13 protein-coding genes and 6 pseudogenes are annotated in these 19,962 nt (G+C 38.8%); 12 read left to right on the forward strand and 7 right to left on the reverse strand.

The window, feature by feature from the left end:
* Positions 1 to 8: 8 nt before the first annotated feature.
* Positions 9 to 1,123, reverse strand: a pseudogene (locus tag AAZO_RS31715) (IS701 family transposase); the annotation flags it as partial.
* A gap of 111 nt (positions 1,124 to 1,234) precedes the next feature.
* Between AAZO_RS31715 and AAZO_RS20930 the strand changes: the two are divergent.
* The 3 genes and pseudogenes from AAZO_RS20930 to AAZO_RS20940 all read left to right on the forward strand — a co-directional run bounded on the left by AAZO_RS20930 (position 1,235) and on the right by AAZO_RS20940 (position 3,650).
* Positions 1,235 to 1,564 (forward strand): hypothetical protein, encoded by a 330-nt coding sequence (locus AAZO_RS20930; RefSeq protein WP_187289543.1) that lies wholly within the window; start codon positions 1,235 to 1,237, stop codon positions 1,562 to 1,564.
* Positions 1,565 to 1,692: 128 nt separating this feature from the next.
* Positions 1,693 to 2,403 (forward strand): ribose-5-phosphate isomerase RpiA, encoded by a 711-nt coding sequence (gene rpiA, locus AAZO_RS20935; RefSeq protein ID WP_013192727.1) that lies wholly within the window; start codon positions 1,693 to 1,695, stop codon positions 2,401 to 2,403.
* Positions 2,404 to 2,464: 61 nt separating this feature from the next.
* Positions 2,465 to 3,650: pseudogene (locus AAZO_RS20940) on the forward strand (aldo/keto reductase).
* A gap of 558 nt (positions 3,651 to 4,208) precedes the next feature.
* On the opposite strand, the gene AAZO_RS20945 reads toward AAZO_RS20940, so the two are convergent.
* Positions 4,209 to 5,519, reverse strand: coding sequence for a hemolysin family protein (locus tag AAZO_RS20945; protein ID WP_013192728.1), 1,311 nt, complete (start codon positions 5,517 to 5,519; stop codon positions 4,209 to 4,211).
* Positions 5,520 to 5,749: 230 nt separating this feature from the next.
* Between AAZO_RS20945 and mfd the strand changes: the two genes are divergently transcribed.
* Complete coding sequence (gene mfd / locus AAZO_RS20950) at positions 5,750 to 9,250, forward strand: transcription-repair coupling factor (protein WP_013192729.1); 3,501 nt, start codon at positions 5,750 to 5,752, stop codon at positions 9,248 to 9,250.
* A gap of 88 nt (positions 9,251 to 9,338) precedes the next feature.
* Positions 9,339 to 9,643: pseudogene (locus AAZO_RS31720) on the forward strand (gamma-glutamyltransferase); the annotation flags it as partial.
* Here the strand turns inward: AAZO_RS31720 and AAZO_RS20960 are convergent.
* Entirely contained in the window at positions 9,640 to 9,897 is a 258-nt protein-coding gene (locus AAZO_RS20960) for a hypothetical protein (RefSeq protein ID WP_013192730.1), read from the reverse strand. The pseudogene AAZO_RS31720 and the gene AAZO_RS20960 sit on opposite strands and share 4 nt — an antisense overlap.
* 1,391 nt (positions 9,898 to 11,288) lie before the next feature.
* On the opposite strand from AAZO_RS20960, the gene AAZO_RS35780 reads away from it, so the two are divergent.
* Positions 11,289 to 11,426, forward strand: a complete 138-nt coding sequence (locus AAZO_RS35780) for a hypothetical protein (protein WP_187289545.1) — start codon at positions 11,289 to 11,291, stop codon at positions 11,424 to 11,426.
* 252 nt (positions 11,427 to 11,678) lie between these two features.
* Here AAZO_RS35780 and AAZO_RS20975 read toward each other — a convergent pair whose 3' ends face one another.
* Positions 11,679 to 11,936, reverse strand: a complete 258-nt coding sequence (locus AAZO_RS20975; protein WP_187289546.1) for a hypothetical protein — start codon at positions 11,934 to 11,936, stop codon at positions 11,679 to 11,681.
* Positions 11,937 to 12,036: 100 nt separating this feature from the next.
* On the opposite strand from AAZO_RS20975, the pseudogene AAZO_RS31725 reads away from it, so the two are divergent.
* Positions 12,037 to 12,830: pseudogene (locus AAZO_RS31725) on the forward strand (IS5 family transposase).
* Between the two features lie 611 nt (positions 12,831 to 13,441).
* Here AAZO_RS31725 and AAZO_RS39650 read toward each other — a convergent pair.
* Both AAZO_RS39650 and AAZO_RS41735 read right to left on the reverse strand, forming a co-directional pair.
* Positions 13,442 to 13,534, reverse strand: a complete 93-nt coding sequence (locus AAZO_RS39650) for a transposase family protein (protein ID WP_228371335.1) — start codon at positions 13,532 to 13,534, stop codon at positions 13,442 to 13,444.
* Positions 13,535 to 13,546: 12 nt separating this feature from the next.
* Positions 13,547 to 13,675 (reverse strand): hypothetical protein, encoded by a 129-nt coding sequence (locus tag AAZO_RS41735; protein WP_266886556.1) that lies wholly within the window; start codon positions 13,673 to 13,675, stop codon positions 13,547 to 13,549.
* Between the two features lie 366 nt (positions 13,676 to 14,041).
* Here AAZO_RS41735 and AAZO_RS20990 point away from each other — a divergent pair.
* The 4 genes and pseudogenes from AAZO_RS20990 to AAZO_RS21005 all read left to right on the forward strand — a co-directional run bounded on the left by AAZO_RS20990 (position 14,042) and on the right by AAZO_RS21005 (position 17,490).
* Positions 14,042 to 14,632 (forward strand): annotated as a pseudogene (locus tag AAZO_RS20990) (DUF305 domain-containing protein).
* A gap of 22 nt (positions 14,633 to 14,654) precedes the next feature.
* On the forward strand, positions 14,655 to 14,849 hold the full coding sequence (locus AAZO_RS20995; RefSeq protein ID WP_013192734.1) for a heavy-metal-associated domain-containing protein: 195 nt from the start codon (positions 14,655 to 14,657) through the stop codon (positions 14,847 to 14,849).
* 109 nt (positions 14,850 to 14,958) lie between these two features.
* Positions 14,959 to 17,238 (forward strand): heavy metal translocating P-type ATPase, encoded by a 2,280-nt coding sequence (locus tag AAZO_RS21000; RefSeq protein WP_013192735.1) that lies wholly within the window; start codon positions 14,959 to 14,961, stop codon positions 17,236 to 17,238.
* Positions 17,239 to 17,490: a hypothetical protein gene (locus AAZO_RS21005; RefSeq protein ID WP_013192736.1), complete on the forward strand. Its 252-nt coding sequence runs from the start codon at positions 17,239 to 17,241 to the stop codon at positions 17,488 to 17,490.
* Between the two features lie 27 nt (positions 17,491 to 17,517).
* On the opposite strand, the pseudogene AAZO_RS21010 reads toward AAZO_RS21005, so the two are convergent.
* Positions 17,518 to 17,934 (reverse strand): annotated as a pseudogene (locus AAZO_RS21010) (heavy metal-responsive transcriptional regulator).
* A gap of 177 nt (positions 17,935 to 18,111) precedes the next feature.
* Between AAZO_RS21010 and AAZO_RS21015 the strand changes: the two are divergent.
* The gene (locus AAZO_RS21015; protein ID WP_013192737.1) at positions 18,112 to 19,215 is read left to right on the forward strand and encodes an aromatic ring-hydroxylating dioxygenase subunit alpha; all 1,104 of its coding nucleotides are present in this window, start codon (positions 18,112 to 18,114) and stop codon (positions 19,213 to 19,215) included.
* The last annotated feature ends 747 nt before the right edge of the window (positions 19,216 to 19,962 follow it).

The following is a 19,962-nucleotide window of genomic DNA, read 5'->3' on the forward strand; positions in this document are numbered from 1 at the left end:
CCTCTTCATCCTCCAGTCCACTGATGGCAAAGAATAAAAGTGTAGGCACAGAAAACCAAAATAAAATGGCGCAGTAAACTGCTGTTATCTCCAACTTGATATTCTTTGAGTCCTAACCATCCCTTGGGTTCTCTGTAAACAACTTCTACCCAATTTCTTTGAGAATATGTATCAACTATCCATTGGGGTGTGACAATTGATGAATAAATATTGATCATAAAGTACTCAATATCAGTGGCTTGAGAGAAAGTCGAAGCGTTCATGACGATAGTAATATTGCCCGTTCCAGTTAGTTAAGGCTGATATTTCTACTTCTTTAGTTACTACCCATAATGTTTTGGTTTTATCTAACTCCAGTTGAATTTCTGTAAAAGCCTCTTGGGGTAAACTTTGTGCTAATTCATCTAACCTAATTATTTGTGGACTATCCTTTTGGTCACTGGCAAGGACCTTGGGATTTTTAGCTAATCCTCCTCAATACTTTCAATTCCGATTCTCTATCTTGAATAAGAAAGATGTATTGTGGCCATATCCAGGATCTATAATTACTATTCCTGGTTGATAACCACGGCTTAACATCAGATCTATTAATTTAATTCCTAACTCAGGTTTATTCTCAAATAGAGGGTCTTGTTTCCCTTTGGGTCAAGAATCACCATGGTGATATAACTCTATATCTAATGGTAAGCTTTTACTGCCATCATAATAGATGTATGTGTTGTTACTACTACTATTCCAGTATCCCTTTTCCCAATTTCTCCAATATATTTTCTTCCTACTCCATCCCTAAAGTTCCCACTTTTTCTATGGTCATAATCATCAATTATTAAGCTAAATTCTCTGGTGATTCTCCTCTGACTACACTTGTTCATAATCTCTAACTGACGGTCATTCACTTGGGAACTGGACCAAGGTGCTTCAGTTAAAACGTGGTGTAATCGGTGTTACATAACTTCTAGGGCATTCTCTGCCATTTGAAATAGGTTTTTTCTCTCACCTTCACCCAATCATCCCCCTAAATAATGTCTAAACTCTCTTTTTTCTGCTTGATGAGTAAATACATCATCAAATGACACTATCTTTCAAACCATGGTGCCATTGCTGGGGTAGTGGTTTCTTTCATCAGCTTCTTTTAACGTGAAAGCTACACGGAAATTGCATTGTACTCCTTTTTACTGTTAACTTTTATTTAAGTCCCGTTAGTACACAAATTGCCAAAAATATTTGTCAAGGGGTGACTGAATTATTCCGAGCTTACAGTTCCATGTCTGGGATGTTGAGTGACCCAGTGGTGAAAACTGCTAGTATCCGGGATGTGGAGATCTTCCAAGTATACCTGTGGGTATGTGCTTTAGAAGGAAGCATTGTTGCTATTCAAGAAGAATTATCCGCTCTGTATGTGATGCTTGGCCCCACATTAAAAGTGCAGTGGGAAATGGTTCAACAAATGATGTATTTGCTAAGATATGAAATAAGTGCTCGCTTGACTCCTCAAGAAATTAACACCTTAATGCCTTATTCTCAGGCATTGTCGCAAATGTTCTCTTCAGAGATTCTGCACTAGTCATTTTGAAAAAACTAACAAAAGTGCAACATAATTTATATTCATTTATCTGCAGCTTCGTATTTTCAATTGCTGCGAATATAGTATAGTCGGCTGTGAGAGTTTGTTCAATTTCCAGGAGTTTTGGAATGTCCGTAGCAGCAGATCCGGTCAAATTGATGAAGCAAGAAGTTGGCAAAGCCGCCGCTGAAATGGTCAAATCAGGTTCAATTGTAGGATTGGGAACAGGTTCAACTACAGCTTACACGATTCAGTATTTGGGTGAGCGCCTCAAATCTGGTGAACTTAAAGATATTGTTGGTGTCCCCACATCATTTCAGTCAGAAGTTTTAGCCAAACAGTACGGCGTTCCTCTCACCACTTTAGACGCTATTGATCATATTGATATTGCCATAGATGGTGCTGACGAAGTTGACGCCCACAAAAACTTGATTAAAGGCGGTGGTGCAGCACATACCCGGGAAAAAGTGGTAGATTATCTCGCAGCTCAATTTATTGTTGTAGTTGATAGTAGCAAACTAGTGGACAGATTGGGTTCTAGTTTTGCTGTACCTGTGGAAGTGATCCCAATGGCACTTACCCCTGTCACTAATGCGATTAAAGAACTAGGTGGTATACCAGAGTTACGAATGGGTGTCAAAAAAGCAGGGCCTGTGATTACTGACCAAGGCAACATGGTCATAGATGTCAGATTTGATAATATAAGTGACCCTGTAAATTTGGAAAAAACCCTGAACAATATTCCTGGTGTTTTGGAAAATGGCATTTTCGTCAACTGTGCTGATGTGGTTTTAATTGGTGAAGTGATTGACGGTAAACCTGTTGTGCGGAGAATGTAGTTAGAATTAGTAGGGTGGGCAATGCCCACCTGAAAAATTAAAAATTAGAATCTTAAATATGATGTTGTATAGAAGATTTGGACGCACAGAATTACAAATGCCCGTATTTTCTTGCGGGGGAATGCGATATCAATTTAAATGGCAAGATGTGAGACCAGAGAAAATTCCTCAAGATAATCAAGAAAACCTAGAAGCAGTGATTCGTCGTGCATTAGAAATAGGAATTACTCATATTGAAACTGCAAGAGGTTATGGAACTTCAGAAATGCAGTTGGGAAAAATCCTCCCTCAGTTTCCCCGTGAAAAGTTAATTGTCCAAACTAAAGTTTCTCCTGTTGCAGCTCCCCAAGAATTTGGCCAGACCTTTGAAAAATCTTTGGCTTATCTCCAGTTAGATTATGTTGATTTATTTGGTTTGCATGGAATTAATAATGCTGAAATTTGGGATCTATAGTATTCGTGTAGGTGGTTGGTTAGAAGTAGTAGAAGAGTTACAATCTGAAGGAAAGATTAGATTTTTTATTGGTTTGTCTACTGATGGTCCTACAGATTTAATTATACAGGGAATTAATACCAATAAATTCGATTATGTGAACTTACACTGGTGCTACATTAATCAATGGAATTTGTCTGCTATTGAAGCTGCTAAAAAATTAGATATGGGCGTATTTATTATTAGCCCGTCTAATAAAGGTGGATTATTATATCAACTATCGGAAAAATTATTTAATTTGTGTAGTCCATTGAGTACGATGGTATTTAATGATTTATTTTGTTTAAGTCATCCCCAGGTGCATACTTCGAGTATTGGGGCAGCAAAACCAAGTGATTTTGATGAACAGTTAAAAACATTGAACTTGTTAGATAAAAGTGAAGAAATTCTACAGCCAATTCTTAAAATTTTAGAAAATGTAGCCATAGAAATTTTAGGAGAACCTTGGCTCAAAACCTGGGAACAGAAGTTACCAACTTGGGAAAAAACACCAGGAAAAATAAATATTTGCGTAATTTTGTGGTTGTTAGATTTAGCTTTAGCCTATGACATGATGGAGTATGGGAAAATGCGCTATTACCTCTTAGGTAATGGTAATTCCTAGTTTCCTAGCAATAAAGCTGATAAACTCAATGAATTCGATTTGCGAGAATGTCTTGTTAATAGTCCCCACTCTGAAAAAATACCGCAGATGTTGGTGAAAGCCCAGGATATATTAGGGGGTGCAGAGGTGAAGCGATTGTCGCAGACTTAAGGACTAGAAACGTAGTATATTTAATATATATATACGATGATAGGATATGGGTAAAAAATATATTCAGGAGAAAATTATTATGGGATATCACAGTAATTTGCTTATTAACTTGGATGAGGCTAAATCTGCCAATAGTGCGCTACTAGACAAGCTAAAAAAAGGATGGGAGCACATAGCAAGCTAGAAGCAGAATGGGAAAAGCCTATTTTTACCGCCACGTTGTACAATAGAGCAGTAACTATACTGACAGTGTAAAAAGAGGATTTCCACACGATGAAAACAGTATAGAGCGAGAAGAGATGATTCAATTTGCGGCCAAAGCTGTCAACATAGGCATGGATTTAGGGACTTCCAAATAAGAAAATACAACAACATATTGGCTGTTTAAGATCAGCCTCAAATGTTACATCATTGAGGACTCTAACAAGCAAAGATAATCGAAAGATAATCGGTAAAATAACTAAAAATAATCTTTCACCGATTACCAATTACTAATTACCAATTACCAATTACCAATTACCAATTACCAATTACCAATCACCTATTACCAATCACCTATTACCTATTATTAGGTACTCTTGGCATAATTAATACCTTATCTACCCGGTTGCCATCCATGTCCATAACTTCAAAACGTATACCATCCCATTCAAAATGATCTGCGGCTGCGGGAATACGCCCTAAATGGGTGATAATAAAACCGCCTAATGTTTGATAATTTCCTCTTTCTTCATTTTCCAGTTCTTCGAGACCAAAAAGTTCCAAGAACTCTTCTACAGGTAACATTCCATCCACTAACCAAGAACCATCTTCCCGTTGTACAGCTTGTGGTTCTTCCTGTCCGGGTCCGGCGGGAACATCACCGACGATTTCACTCATGATGTCATTTAAAGTTACTAAGCCTTGAATTACGCCGTATTCATCGACTACTAAGGCCATGTGAGTTACTGTTTGCTTGAATAACTCCAAAACTTTTAAACCACGAGTGCTTTCCGGTACAAATACAGGCTGACGTAATTCTAGGGTTAAGTCTAAGGGTTCATTGCGTAAACTTCTGGCTAATAAGTCCGTAACAGGGATGATTCCCAGGACGTTATCTAGTCCTGCTTGACAAACTGGATATCGAGAATAGGCGCTGTCGGCCATTTTTTGGCGGTTTTCTTCTGCGGGATCTTCTAAGTCTAAGCAAACTATATCCGGTCTGGGTGTCATGAAACCAGTTACAGGGCGATCGCCTAACCGAAATACCCTTTCCACCATATCCTGTTCTGCTTCCTCAAAAGTTCCCGCTTCCGTCCCTTGTTCTATTAAAATTTTTATTTCTTCTTCCGTAACTTGCGGTTCATCTGAAGGTGTAATTCCCAAAATTCGCAACACCGTTTCTGTAGAAGCACTTAATAAAAACACCACTGGGGAAGCTAAAGCAGCCAAAGCCCGCATGGGAATAGCAACAGTTGCTGCAATTCGTTCAGGGTTGTTTAATGCTAACCGCTTAGGTACGAGTTCACCGACAATTAGGGAAAAATAGGTGATTAGTAATACAACTAAACTAAAAGCTATGGGTTGGCTATAACCAGCTAAGAATGGAACTAGCTTCACATAGCCTTCTAGCCTTTGGGCAATGGTAGCACCACCAAATACACCATTGAGAATATTGATCAGTGTAATTCCAACCTGGACAATGGACAGAAAATGATTGGGAGATTCGGCTAGTTCTAATGCAGCCCTGGCATTGAGGTTGCCTTGATTAGCTAATTGCTGTAATCGCACCTTCCGTGCGGAGACTATCGCCATCTCGGACATCGAAAATACACCGTTGGCAAAGATTAGCACCAAGATAATGAGAATTTCAACACTGATGGAAGACATTTTTAAAATTGCCGCTATAAAAAGCGAAGGTAGCTTGATTCTTAGTATCTAATGTAAAGGGAACAGAGAATAAGTAGGAGTTCAGGAGTAAGAAATCAGGAGTCAGGAGGTAATACATTGTTCTCCCCACCACTCTCATCTCCCCCATATCCCTCATCTGGCTTCTAAAATGGTTATATAACATCTAAAATTTTTGCACTTCTCAAGACTTGTAATTCTAGTATTAACTTATGGCCTTTTCTTCTATTGTGCGTGCCTTGGCGCGATCACCTCTCACCGCCGAACTAATTACCAAACTCAAAAAGTACCAAGAATTGCGGTTAAATGGCATTTCCCGTTTACCCAAGGGTCTGGTAGCTTCAGCTTTAGCCAACAATGAGGGTAGGGATTTGTGCGTGGTCTGTGCCACTCTCGAAGAAGCCGGACGGGTTTATGCCCAAATGGAAGCGATGGGATGGAAAACTGTGCATTTTTACCCTGCCGCAGAAGCTTCTCCCTATGAACCTTTTGACCCGGAAACTGAGTTAAGTTGGGGACAAATGCAGGTTTTAGCCGATTTGGTCAATGGTCAATGGTCAGTCGTCAGTAGTCAGTTACCTAATAGGAATACGGCCATTATTGCTACTGTAGGCGCATTACAACCGCATTTACCACCTCTAGAGGTATTTAGATCTTTTTGTCTGTCCTTAAAAAAGGGTCTGGAATACGATTTAGATGAGTTCAGTGAAAAAATCACCAGTTTGGGCTATGAACGGGTGCCGTTGGTGGAAACGGAAGGACAATGGAGTAGACGGGGAGATATTGTGGATGTGTTTCCTGTTTCCTCGGAGTTACCAGTGCGGTTGGAATGGTTTGGGGATGAAATCAAACAAATTCGGGAATTTGATCCCGCCACTCAACGTTCTGCTTTAGATAAAGTTGAACAAATATTTCTTACCCCAACAAGTTTTTCAGGGATTGTTTTGGCAGCACTCAAACAGAGTTCTGAGTTTCGTGTGTTGAGTGCTGACTTAAATTCTGATGTAGATGATTTGGAAAATTTAGGACTGGAGGGAAGCAGGCGTTTTCTAGGGTTAGCTTTTGCCAAACCCGCTTCACTTTTAGATTATTTATCAGCAAATACCCTTATTGCCATTGATGAGGTAGAACAGTGTCATGCCCATAGCGCTCGCTGGGTGGAAAATGCGGATAGTCAGTGGAGACTTGGGACTGGGGAAGAATCTCAGCAAGTTCCCAAAATTCATCGGACTTTTAATGAGTGTTTAGATGAAGCTGGAAATTTTCAAAAGTTATATTTATCAGAATTAGCGGAAGAAAACAGCGGTACTAATTTAGCTAGTAGACCTTTACCTGTAACACCTCACCAGTTTGCCAAGTTAGCTGAGAAAATTAGACAGGAACGCGATCGCAAGTTTGCAGTTTGGCTAATTTCTGCTCAACCTTCCCGTTCTGTTTCTCTACTCCAAGAACATGATTGTCCTGCCCAGTTTATCCCTAATCCCCGTGATTATCAAGCGATTGGTAAACTACAAATAAATCATACGCCTATTGCACTCAAATATTCTGGTTTAGCAGAATTAGAAGGTTTCATTTTACCTTCTTTCCGTCTTGTTATTGTTACCGATCGCGAATTTTATGGACAACATTCCTTAGCGGATTTTGGTTATGTCCGCAAACGTCGCAAAGCTATATCTAAACAAGTTGATACCAATAAATTACGACCAGGAGATTTTGTTGTTCATCGTAGTCACGGCATTGGTAAATTTGTCGAACTAGAAAGTTTAACAATTAATAATGAAACCCGTGATTATTTAGTTATTCAATATGCCGATGGTTTGTTGAAAGTTGCTGCTGATAAAGTTGGTTCTCTATCTCGGTTTAGAACCAGTGGAGATCAAACACCCGCACTACATAAAATGACGGGTAAAGCTTGGGATAATACCAAGAATAAAGTCCGTAAGGCGATTAAGAAATTAGCAGTAGATTTGTTAAAGTTGTATGCTGCGCGATCGCAACAACAAGGGTTTGCTTATCCCGCAGATATGCCTTGGCAGGAAGAAATGGAAGATTCTTTTCCATACCAAGCTACCACCGATCAGCTAAAAGCGGTGCAAGATGTGAAACGGGATATGGAAAGTGAAAGACCGATGGATCGGTTAGTGTGTGGTGATGTGGGTTTTGGTAAAACTGAAGTTGCAATTCGGGCTATTTTCAAAGCTGTTACCGCAGGTAAACAAGTCGCAGTTTTAGCACCAACAACTATTTTAACCCAACAACATTATCACACAATCAAAGAACGTTTTTCACCTTATCCTGTAAATGTGGGTTTACTTAATCGTTTTCGTAGTGCGGAAGAAAAGCGTAATATTCAAAAGCGTCTGGCTACTGGAGAATTAGATATTGTTGTAGGGACACATCAATTATTAGGTAAAGGTGTACAATTTCGAGATTTGGGACTGTTGGTAATTGATGAGGAACAAAGATTTGGTGTGAATCAAAAGGAAAAAATCAAAAGCCTGAAAACTCAAGTTGATGTTTTAACTCTTTCTGCGACTCCCATTCCCAGAACTTTGTATATGTCTTTATCTGGCATTCGGGAAATGAGTTTAATTACCACACCACCTCCCACCAGAAGACCAATTCAAACCCATCTTGCACCTTTAAACCCGGAAATTGTCAGAAGTGCAATTCGGCAAGAATTAGATAGAGGAGGGCAGGTTTTTTATGTAGTTCCGCGAGTGGAGGGAATTGAAGAAACAACTGCAAATTTGCGAGAAATGATACCGGGGGGAAGATTTGCAATCGCACACGGTCAAATGGAAGAAAGCGAGTTAGAATCAACCATGCTCACCTTCGGAAATAATGACGCTGATATCCTAGTTTGCACAACAATCATTGAATCCGGTTTAGATATTCCGCGAGTTAACACAATTTTAATTGAAGATGCTCACCGTTTTGGTTTAGCTCAATTATATCAATTACGTGGTCGTGTGGGACGTGCAGGAATACAAGCTCACGCATGGTTATTTTATCATAAACAGCGTGAATTATCCGATGCAGCCAGACTAAGATTAAGAGCAATTCAAGAATTTACCCAACTCGGTTCTGGATATCAATTAGCAATGCGAGATATGGAAATTCGTGGTGTGGGTAACTTGTTAGGTGCAGAACAGTCAGGTCAAATGGATGCAATCGGATTTGACTTGTACATGGAAATGTTAGAGGAAGCAATTCGAGAAATTAGAGGTCAAGAAATACCCAAAGTTGATGATACCCAAATTGACCTTAATCTCACCGCGTTTATTCCTTCCACTTACATTACCGATATTGACCAAAAAATGAGTGCTTATCGTGCAGTAGCAACTGCAAAATCCAAAGAAGAATTAAAATCCATTGCCGCGGAATGGACTGATAGATATGGAACTATACCAGTTCCAGCAAATCAACTCTTGCGAGTTATGGAATTAAAACAATTAGCGAGAAATATAGGATTTAGCCGCATTAAACCTGAGAACAAACAGCATATTGTGTTAGAAACACCAATGGAAGAACCAGCTTGGAATTTGTTAGCAGAAAATTTGACTGAAACTATGCGAAATCGCTTTGTTTATTCCAGTGGAAAGGTGACAGCAAGAGGTTTAGGTGTGTTGAAAGCCGAACAACAATTGCAAACTTTAATAGATGCTTTCGGAAAAATGCAAGGTGCTATTCCTGAAGCAGTTTTAGTTTGATTAATGGATTGATTTATCTCACAAAGAGAACGCAAAGTAGGATGGGCAATGCCCATCTTAAAACAACTGCTTACTGTTAACAGCAAGTGCAACCAGTGGTAGCAGTATTATCACCGGAGTGTTGCAAGTCATCTTGAATGTTTTGGAATCGAAAATGGATGTTGATGCCACCGTATCTCTCCCATGCATACATCACCAGTGGCTACCCGATGAGTTGCGTGCAGATGCATGGGGTTTAGATGCGTTAACCTTGCAAGACTTACACCTTCAGGGACATAAAATCAAAGAAACTGCACCCTTGGGGTAATATTAATGCGAATCGCTGTTACAGAAAATGGTAATTTAGAAGGAGCAGCAGATCCCCGTGGTGATGGCTATTGGAGAAGTTATTAATTCTCCACGGTTGACTCTGCCAAATTACTGCTAAACTCATTTACGTGTGGGCTAGGAACTAAACTCCAGAATGTTTTCAAGAGTTTTTGATAAGTTGCCCAGCCCTTAGAACCACCTGGTATTTGATAATCTGCAACTGAAAATTGAGGAAACGCCGTGTAAGGCCGCCAAGGTTGACCGGGTGCAGTTTGCAAATGCAAAATTTTATCTCCATCGCCACTGGACTTAGATAACCAGCACATTTGTTGATGCATAGTAAACTCCTTTGCGTTTAGCCTATATTGGATAATGACAGGCTTTCGTTAATACCTGCCTCAATCTTGTGGGGTAACTTATAGCCTAAAAGATCAAACCAGGGGAATTTTAGATTATTAAACTCAGGTAAATTTCTGAAGAAGATAGACTCCTATATACGGTTTTCCGCAAGATAAGAAGATAAACACAGAACACAAAAGGTTGTTCTCAAAATGGTTTCTTCCAGTACAATCTTTTTTTAGTGTTATCTATACTTTCTATAATTGTATGTAGCCATAACTACGATTTTGGAAAATAACTGCAAATTAAGCTATTAGTTTTTCTAGTCAGATATATAAGCCAATGAATATCTGTTAATTAGGGCTGGCTGAAAAAATTTTTTGTGCTGGAGTAACCTGTAAAATTTATCCCTCCCATTAGTTTAATACCGTAAATTTCCTGAAAAATTGCATTAGTAATCGCACCATTTAGAGGATGTTTGAAAAGTCCTTAGTGATGTATCAAAAACTTTTAGATCCCCCTAAGTCCCCTTAACAAAGGGGGACTTTGATTCCAGTTCCCTTTCTGTGGGACATATTTCTGCTTATTTACAAGAGGTATGCTACTGACTGTCCTAAATAGGTAAAAGTTTTATCAGTCAATTTTCTGTTGCTGATTATTTTCAAATTGCTATTTCCTGTATTGACAAAATTCTCAAAAATTAAAATTTTAATCCCGAATACAGCACAAATCTAAAAAGCTATGCGAGATATGCTTTTGAGCTTTGTCTCATAGATTCACTCCGTCAGATAGAGGGAAGCAGGTATCTGCACAAATTGGGCGTTGCTACATAAAATCACTCGTAGGCGATTGGTAAATTCTTTGGAAAATGCAGGTTTTAGCAGTCAAATAATCAATAATTATGTATTGGCTTGGGAATGTTTTAAGGAACTCTATACCAGTAACAGCACAACCATCCATCAGTTGGGAAAAACTAATATGACGACGTGGCAAACAATTACTGAACTTTATAATAATCCACAAAGTTTGAGCCAACTGACTCCAGAAAAGATAGAATAATGGCTGAGTAATTGCGCTCAAGCTGTGCGTGTTTTTTTATATCCCAAGTCTATTTCTGTGGATGCTCCTATTGATGGACAAGAATAAGATAATTTATTGGATAAGTTACCAGCAGATTTAGCATCATCTTTACGTGTTTCCCCCCTTAGATATTCCTTTTTCCTTTTGGGGAGTATTAATAGCTCATGGCGGTTTCAGATAATGCTTATATGAGTTGTGCCAAGGAATTGCATAATCAGTATCTACAGGGATATCGCTTCAGGAAAATGTATCGAATTTTTCTCAACAAGTAGGCTGGGAACTACGACAATTTACAGCTTTGCTTTCGGGGATGAGAAGTCAAAAAAGCCAAGCGTCTATTCGAGGCTTATCCCGGCAAATTATAGTAGCAGCTAATACTTATGAGTTAAAAACTTTACCTCAAGCCAATCTGGAAGAACAAAAAGCCAATCTGGAAGAACAAATTTGACGCTTTGAATTACGCCAGCACTAATCCAAGAAGGATGATTCCTGTTGGGTTTCAACTCAGATTGTTGACGTAAGATTTACAACCATTTCCTAACGATGAAGATATAGCAACAACACCTGTAGAAGAATTGTCTGTGGAGGAGATGTTGGAATCGGGTGAAGGCTGGGTTTGGGAAGTGATGCCTTTTCCAGACGAATATGAGCGCGAAATTTTGCGTTTTTAGGCTGATTTTACAGGTTTAATGGCAGCTATTTAGATAATTGCACTACTTCCTAAAGTGAGCGCCGCAGGTATGAAGGCAATCCAACAACTGTATAGTATTAATACTATCAGGCAAATCCCGTATACACTCAGCAATGCTGCCCCAACGGCCAAGCCTAAATAAGTGGGTTGTCGGAAATAAGCAGCAAGTAAACTCCCTGTTATCGCCCAACTCCAAATCCAAATCACTTCACCCCAGACATTCCAAGCCCATAACAGAGGCAGTCCATCTAAACCTGCACTCAACAACTGACTAAGAGGCTATTGATAAACTAAATGTAAAGGGGAGTAGAAAAGGAATGTTGGAAGGATAGGATACATAAGATGTAGTGTATTTACATAGCTACTGATGGAACGAAAGTCTTACCCCACAGACTTAACTGATATGGAGTGGGAAATCCTGGCCACATTGATTCCACCAGCCAAAGAAGGAGGGCATCCACCCACAACAGATATGGGTGAAATATGTAATGCCATCTATTATCATTTGAAAACTGGATGTCAATGGAATATGCTTCCAGGTGACTTCCCGCCAAGGTCAACGGTATATAGCTATTACAGTAAATGGCAGGGCCAGGGGGTTTGGGAAAAATTCAACCATACATTGGGTGGTCAAGTTCGCTCGGAATTAGGTAAATCAACACAACCTACCGCGCTCGCCGCAGACAGTCAGTCGGTCAACACTGACCAAAAAAAGGGGATGTGTATGGTTTTGACGGATGTAAAAAGGTAAAAGGAAGAAAGGGGCATACTTTAGTTGATAGCCTGGGACTTGTGTTGAAAGTTGTTGTTAGTGAAGCGAATGCCCCAGAACGAATACTTGCTGCCTATGCACTAATGGAACTGCTAGAGAAACCCACAGAATTATTGGAAAAAGTCCAAGTTTTATGGGTTGATTCCGGTTATGAAGGTGATAAATTTGGACTTGCAGTTTGGTTCATGATTCAAGCTCATGTTGAAGTCATAGGACCTACTGAGTAAGAATTTAAAGTTTTACCACAACCCTGGGTAGTAGAAAGAACATTTGGGTGGTTTAACCAATATCATCGTCTAAGCAAGGATTATGAGCGTTTAACACAAATGAGCGAAGGGGCTATATATGCTCTTATGACTAGAATTATGCTACTTCCTCTTCTCTCCTAAACATTTACTTTATAAATCATCTGTGCTTGTAAAAAGACTCCTGCCATTTCCTGTAGTTGGCTGCGGTTAACTTATTCATAACTAGGCGCACTCAGAGCGATTTGAGCTTTGGGATAGCGTTCTAGTAAATCCCACAAATGCCAAGGAAGTTTTTGCAGTCTCAGGTCATTAGACACGTTGGAAAATTTAGAAAGGCTTATGTGTGTGGCTTTCCATAGTGTTAAGATTATGAAAGAGCCAAGGAAAGAATAAGGGTTGGGAATAGTTAATGATAGGGACTATCCATAAAGATGTTGATGACGAATTCATAACTGACCTCATATCCATAACATGTATGAAATGGGCAAAACTAATGAACCAATTCCTAATGTGACTAAACCACAAATAGTTAGTAAGAATTACTTGTGAGTAAATTGGGGAATTCAGGGGAAATCTTTGTTGAGGTACCCGGAATATTTTTACAAGTCTAATGACGTGTTCAACAAAAATACCCTTGGTGGAAAACTCTTTGTTTCCTGCCTTTTGTTCTGAGTCGCCATGGCATAATCGCTATCATGTTTTTCTACCTGTTCACGGAGACTAGGAGGGAAAACATCTCGTAATATCTCTAGCTAGTAATGAAATGTGTCCTTTGCTTCCGTTTTCCATATACCGAAATGTAAACCTAAAACCTCAAATGTTGGCATCTTCCTCAAATAGAACAAGGATAGACATACCTATTCTTTTATCTCTAGTTTCCCTTTCCCCCCTGCTCCTTTCTGATTTATACCTATCTTTTTACTTTCTATGTCACCTTGAAGTTTTTCTTGAAGTCTTTTATGCTGCATTTCACCTTGGGCTAACAAGTCTTGAAACTGATGGTTAGTTATTCCCTGTATTTGCTTTGTACGATGTGGATATTCTTGAATATAGTTAATTTAGTGGATTTTTCCTTTTGGTAGACGGTCAAAATTTCCTTCTACCATTTTTTTCACACCAAGTTAATTTTCCTGACAGGTCTATTAGGGTATATGTAAATAGGTGACAGGTGACAGAGATCAATTCAGAATTTTAAGATTTGTCAAGCTTCTCTAGACTCTCTAGCTAACTGGATGGTTTAAACTGAATGTAATAGGACTCTCAGCCAAAAATTAGTAAAGACCAACAATAATTTACTAATTTCTAGCGGAAATGCCCTCAACCTTCCTTGGGAAGTGGAAAGAGCAACAGCTATGCTTAACAAATCCGTCAATTCTGGTCTTTTAGGTTTACTTGCTGCTTTATCCCTAAACCACAGCGTCCAAGCCCAACAAAACCAACAGTCACCATTTACCCGTGCTAGTGAGACTAACACCAGTCCGCAGCAGCAGGGAGATCAGCATTTCGTGAAAATGATGGTTCACCACGACCAAAAAACGATAAAAATCGCGGATTTGGCGTTACAGAAGGCGAAAAATCCGCAAATCAAAGTATTGGCAACCCAGATCAAAACCGACCAAACCAAAGAAATTGAGCAATTGCAAGCTTTGTACAAACAGTTGTATCGCACAGAAGTTACTGCTAATGCCATGAACTGTATGGGAATGGGTCAAGGTCAGGGAATGGGAAAAATGATGAGTTTAGAATCTTTGCAAAATTCCCCTAACTTTGACCAGGAATTTCTGCAAGGAATGATTTAACATCAGCAAATGTGTATGAACATGGCCAAGAAAGCTTCCGAAACTGCTACTGTGCCACAAATTCGTGACTTCGCTCAAGCTATCATCAAAACGCAAACTGCTCAAATTCAAAAGTTGGAACAGTTGTCTCCATCTGAATCTTAATTTCTTTCACTCATTTAAAGTTATGACAATCAAACTTACAGTTCCAGGAATGGCTTGTCCTGCTTGTGCCAATAATATTACCAATGCAGTCAAAGCTATAGATGCTAACGCTAATGTTAAAGCTGACCCTAAAACCAAGCTTGTTAATGTAGATACTCAAGCTTCAGAAACTGCAATTAAACAAGCATTAGTTGCTGCTGGTTATCCTCCGGCTTAAAAATCAGTTATCAGTTATCAGTTATCAGTGGAAAAAGGCAAAAACCTTGAGGTGGAAGGTTAATTTTTCGTACCTCTGCTTCCCCTATTCCCTATTCCCTATTCCTTATATGGATAATCTCACTCTCAAACTTCGGGGTATGAGTTGTGCTTCCTGCGCTAATAATGTTGAACAGGCAATACTTGCAGTTCCTGGTGTGATTGATTGCAGTGTTAGCTTTGGTGCAGAACAAGCAACTATTAATTATGACGAAAAACAGACAAATGTAGAAAAAATTCAAGCTGCTATTGATGCTGCTGGTTATTCTTCTTTTTCGCTACTAGAAGAACAAGATGAAGATGATTCCGAACAGGTAATTCGGCTGGCAGAACAACAAGAATTAAAACGTAAATTATGGACATGTAGTGTAATTAGTAGCCTGTTATTTTTTGGTTCCTTACCGATGATGATGGGGTTAAGTTTATCTTTTGTTCCAGATTATTTACATCATCCTTGGTTGCAGTTGGTATTAACAACACCAGTAGAATTTTGGTGTGGCTGGTCTTTTTTTCGTAATGGGTGTAAGTCTTTGAAACACCATACAGCAACTATGGATACTTTAATTGCACTGGGTACAGGTGCAGCTTATTTATATTCTTTAGTGGTTACGCTTTTCCCTGATTTTTTTATTACCCAGGGTTTGCAAACTCATGTTTATTATGAAGTTGCAGCAATGGTAGTGACATTAATTCTCTTGGGGAGGTTTTTGGAACATCGTGCTAGGGGACAAACTTCCGAAGCTATTTGCAAATTGATGGGAATGCAAGCGGAAACGGCTAGGGTGATGCGTGATGAGGTGGAAATAGATATTCCTATTAAGGACGTGAAAATTAATGATGTGGTTTTGGTGCGTCCTGGGGAAACAATTCCGGTTGATGGGGAAGTTATTGATGGGAGTTCGACGGTGGATGAGGCTATGGTAACGGGTGGAAGTTTACCTGTAAAGAAGCAACCGGGAGATGAAGTAATTGGAGCGACAATTAATAAAACTGGTAGTTTTAAGTTTAGGGCAACTAGGGTAGCAAAGGATACATTTCTGGCGCAAATTGTCAGATTAGTACAAGAAGCGCAAGGTTCAAAAGCACCTATTCAACGGTTAGCGGATCAGGTGACGGGGTGGTTTGTACCTGGTGTAATTGCGATCGCGATCGCAACTTTTGTAATCTGGTTTAATCTGACAGGTAACTTTACTCTGGCAATGATGACAATGGTGGGTGTGTTAATTATCGCCTGTCCCTGTGCTTTGGGTTTAGCCACTCCTACTTCTGTGATGGTTGGAACTGGTAAAGGTGCAGAAAATGGCATTTTAATTAAAGATGCTCAAAGTTTAGAGTCAGCACACAAAATTCAAACTATTGTCCTTGATAAAACCGGGACTTTAACTCAAGGTAAACCGACTGTTACAGATTTTGCCACTGTTCAAGGTACAGTAAATCAAAATGAACTGGAATTGTTAAAGTTAGCTGCATCTGTAGAAAGAAATTCTGAGCATCCTTTAGCGGAAGCAGTGGTAAAATATGCCGAATTTCAAGAGGTGAGTTTAGCAGAAGTTGAGGATTTTGTAGCTATTGCTGGGAGTGGTGTACAAGGAATTGTTAATGATCATTTGTTACAAATCGGTACAGAACGCTGGTTAACGGAATTAGGCATTAATACAGATTCTTTGCAAGAATATCAACCTGGTTGGGAAGTGGGAGGGAAAACGGTGATTTTAATTGCTATTGATGGGCAATTAGAAGGGATAATGGGTATTGCTGATGCCCTTAAACCTTCCTCTGCCAAAGCGGTGAAAGCACTCCAAAAGTTGGGTTTAGAAGTGGTCATGTTAACAGGAGATAATCGCGCTACAGCGGATGCGGTCGCACATCAAGTTGGTATTACCCAAGTTTTTGCCCAAGTTCGTCCAGACCAAAAAGCAGCTATTATTAAGTCATTGCAACACTGGGGACTGGGGAAGAAAATTCAACATCGAAAATCCAAAATTGTAGCGATGGTGGGAGATGGAATTAATGATGCACCAGCATTAGTGCAAGCAGATGTGGGAATAGCTATTGGCACAGGAACAGATGTAGCGATGGCAGCAAGTGATATTACCCTAATTTCTGGAGACTTGGAAGCAATTGTCACCGCTATTCAACTCAGTCGCGCTACCATGAATAATATTCAGCAAAATCTCCTCTTTGCTTTTATTTACAATATCATTGGTATTCCCATTGCCGCTGGTATTCTCTACCCTATTTTTGGTTGGTTACTAAACCCAATTATCGCCGGTGCAGCAATGGCATTTTCTTCCGTTTCTGTAGTTACTAATGCTTTAAGATTGCGTAACTTTCAAGCAGGAATCAATTAAATGTTGAATCAAAAAAAATTCTGGATGATGCTTGCCTGTTTAGTGCTATTGACATCAAGCCCCGCATCAGCAAAAATATCCAATTCTCATTCACCACACAATCAGCAATTGCAACATATTGAAAAACCTTTAGGTGTGAAAATTGCTCTAACTACTGGTGGTTTAGGTTTAATGGGCATAGAATTATGGTGGTTTATTTTCAGTAAGTCCATTGCCGGAGTCAAGACTCAGCGTGCAGGAGAGAGGAAATAAATAATCACCGATCACCAATCACCTAATTTATTTCTGAATAATTGGACAAATACTATCTTCTAGTTTAGTTTTTAAATTCTGCCAACCTGAAAGTAATTGGTTAATTTCTGAACGTAAAGTTAATAATTGCTCAATTTGATGATCAATCTGTAATAATTTTTCTTGCAACTTTTCATGAATGTCATAACAAGGAGGTTGTCCGTGATCATAGACTTTCAATATATCTAGAATTTCTTCCAAAGTTAAACCTAAATGTTGCGCTCTTTTAATAAAAACTAATCTCGTTAATACATCCGCAGTCAACTGACGATAGCCTCCTTTTGTGCGTGCTTATGATTGAATTAACCCTAGACTTTCATAATAGCGAATTGTCCTGATAGGAACGCCACTTTTTTCTGTTACCTGACCAACTAAAAGTAGTTATTTATCTTGAATTAACACCATAGAATTCCCAACTGTTGTTCTTATTATGACATACAATAAGAGACAGGTCACAGGTAAGAGTTTTTCTTAGTTATGTATTACTAATTCCCCATTCATGAAGTACCAAAGATAACTGTTTTTCTGAGCTTGCCATGATATTTCTAGATTAACCGCTTGACTGCTAGTTAAACCCTAAAAATGAACGTCAACGCTGAAAATGTGAACTACGCAAGGAAACCTAAGATTTTCAATCAACCAGAGCGTTTTATTGAGGGGTGGTATTGGGTAATACCCTCAATAAAATTGCGAGTTGGTGAAGTTAAACCTGTGACAATTTTGGGTAGAGATTTAGTAATTTATCGTGGTGAAGATAGACAAGCAGTAATTTTTGATGCTTACTGCCCACATATGGGTGCTCATCTTGCGGAAGGCAAAGTTGAGGGTAATGAACTACGCTGTTTTTTTCATCATTGGAAATATGATACAGAAGGTTTCTGTGTTGAAGTTCCTTGTTTAGATGAACCAATTAATGTTAAAGTCAAAACTTGGCCTACCGCAGAAAAATATGGGCTGGTTTGGGTTTGGACTGGAGAAACACCACAACAACCGTTACCATTTATTACTGAGTTAGAACTTGAGGAATGTGATAGTGCTTTTGGTTCACAGTTTATCACAAACTGTCACCCGAATGTTGTCATGGTTAATGCTATAGACGCGCAACATTTTAATACGGTTCACAATCTATTATCAGAATTTAATCTTGAAAAACAGGAACTGAACGAAAATGCTATTACCTTCAGTAATCATACACAGGAAAAGCCTAAATTTTGGTTAATTAAACTGATATTTCCTTTCTACAAAAAACCTGTGATTTATGATCTTTGCTATTGGTATGGGACTACGGGAATGGTGACAGTTGGTACAGAATTCTTACATTTCCACATTATGTTTGCTTTGCGTCTGATTGAAGGTGGAAAAACAGAAGGTCTAATCATCTTTATTGCTGAAAAACGCCGTGGTATTTTCGGTTGGCTTTATAATCGTTTTATCCTGTGGCTGAGTAAGTTTTTAGCTCAATACTTCATCAAAAATGATAGTAAGATTTTCCAGACTATTCAGTTTAACTTAAAATCTCCCATCGAGCTTGATCAGCCTATAGTACAATTCATTAACCACTTAGAAGGACAGAAAGCTTTGAAATGGGGAAGTTGGAATTTAGAGAGAGTTCGTGATGGTGAGGTGCGAGAGATAGAAAAACGAGAAAACCGCGAAAAATGGCGTGATGAGCTAGTTAATGATTGAAAATCCCGCCTTTGAACAATAAAAATGAAGTGGTTTTGCCACTTCATCAATTCCCAGGTAGAACCTTAGCAATGAGTATAACGACTAGCAATATTTAAAAATGTATACAATAGAACAAACTTTAAAATTATTCTCTATGTCAATTCTTTTATTGCTATACAAAATTTGATTCCTCTTCTGTGTGATACAAAGAAGATGTGGTCCTTTTACTTAAAAACTCCCTGTATCTATAATCTTCCTCTTCGAGAAATTTACCAATTTTCAATGGAATGAAGTAATCGGATTCGGCTTATTTGTTCCTATATTTTCTTTGATTCATGTCGTCTCTCACTTGCTAACTAGTGGTGGAAAATAAATTGTACATTTAGAGGAGGGAAAAGGGAACATATAAGCAATACAGAGATTTCTGTTTTTCCTAAAAATGTTTAATTAGTTTTGTCCAGGTACTTATTAGTCCACAATATAAGTAGTAGTGCAAAATAAATTGCACATTTCGAGAAGGGAACAGGGAAGGGCAAACACGGAACAGAAAAAGATTCTAGGGATTTTTATTTTTTGGCAAAATGTATAAAGTGTTTGAGTTTTAATGGTAAGCTGTCACGCATCTAGTATTTTAACCCGAACTAGGCTCTATAAGAGTCTTAGCCTCCAAATTATCCAATTTAAATGCGCTACAGCTTATCCCTCTTTCGTCAAACTAGGAATTACAAAAATAATTTCCTAATTTTCACGCTCCAGATGTATAAA

This window comes from 'Nostoc azollae' 0708, assembly GCF_000196515.1.
Taxonomy (GTDB): Bacteria; Cyanobacteriota; Cyanobacteriia; order Cyanobacteriales; family Nostocaceae; genus Trichormus_B; species Trichormus_B azollae.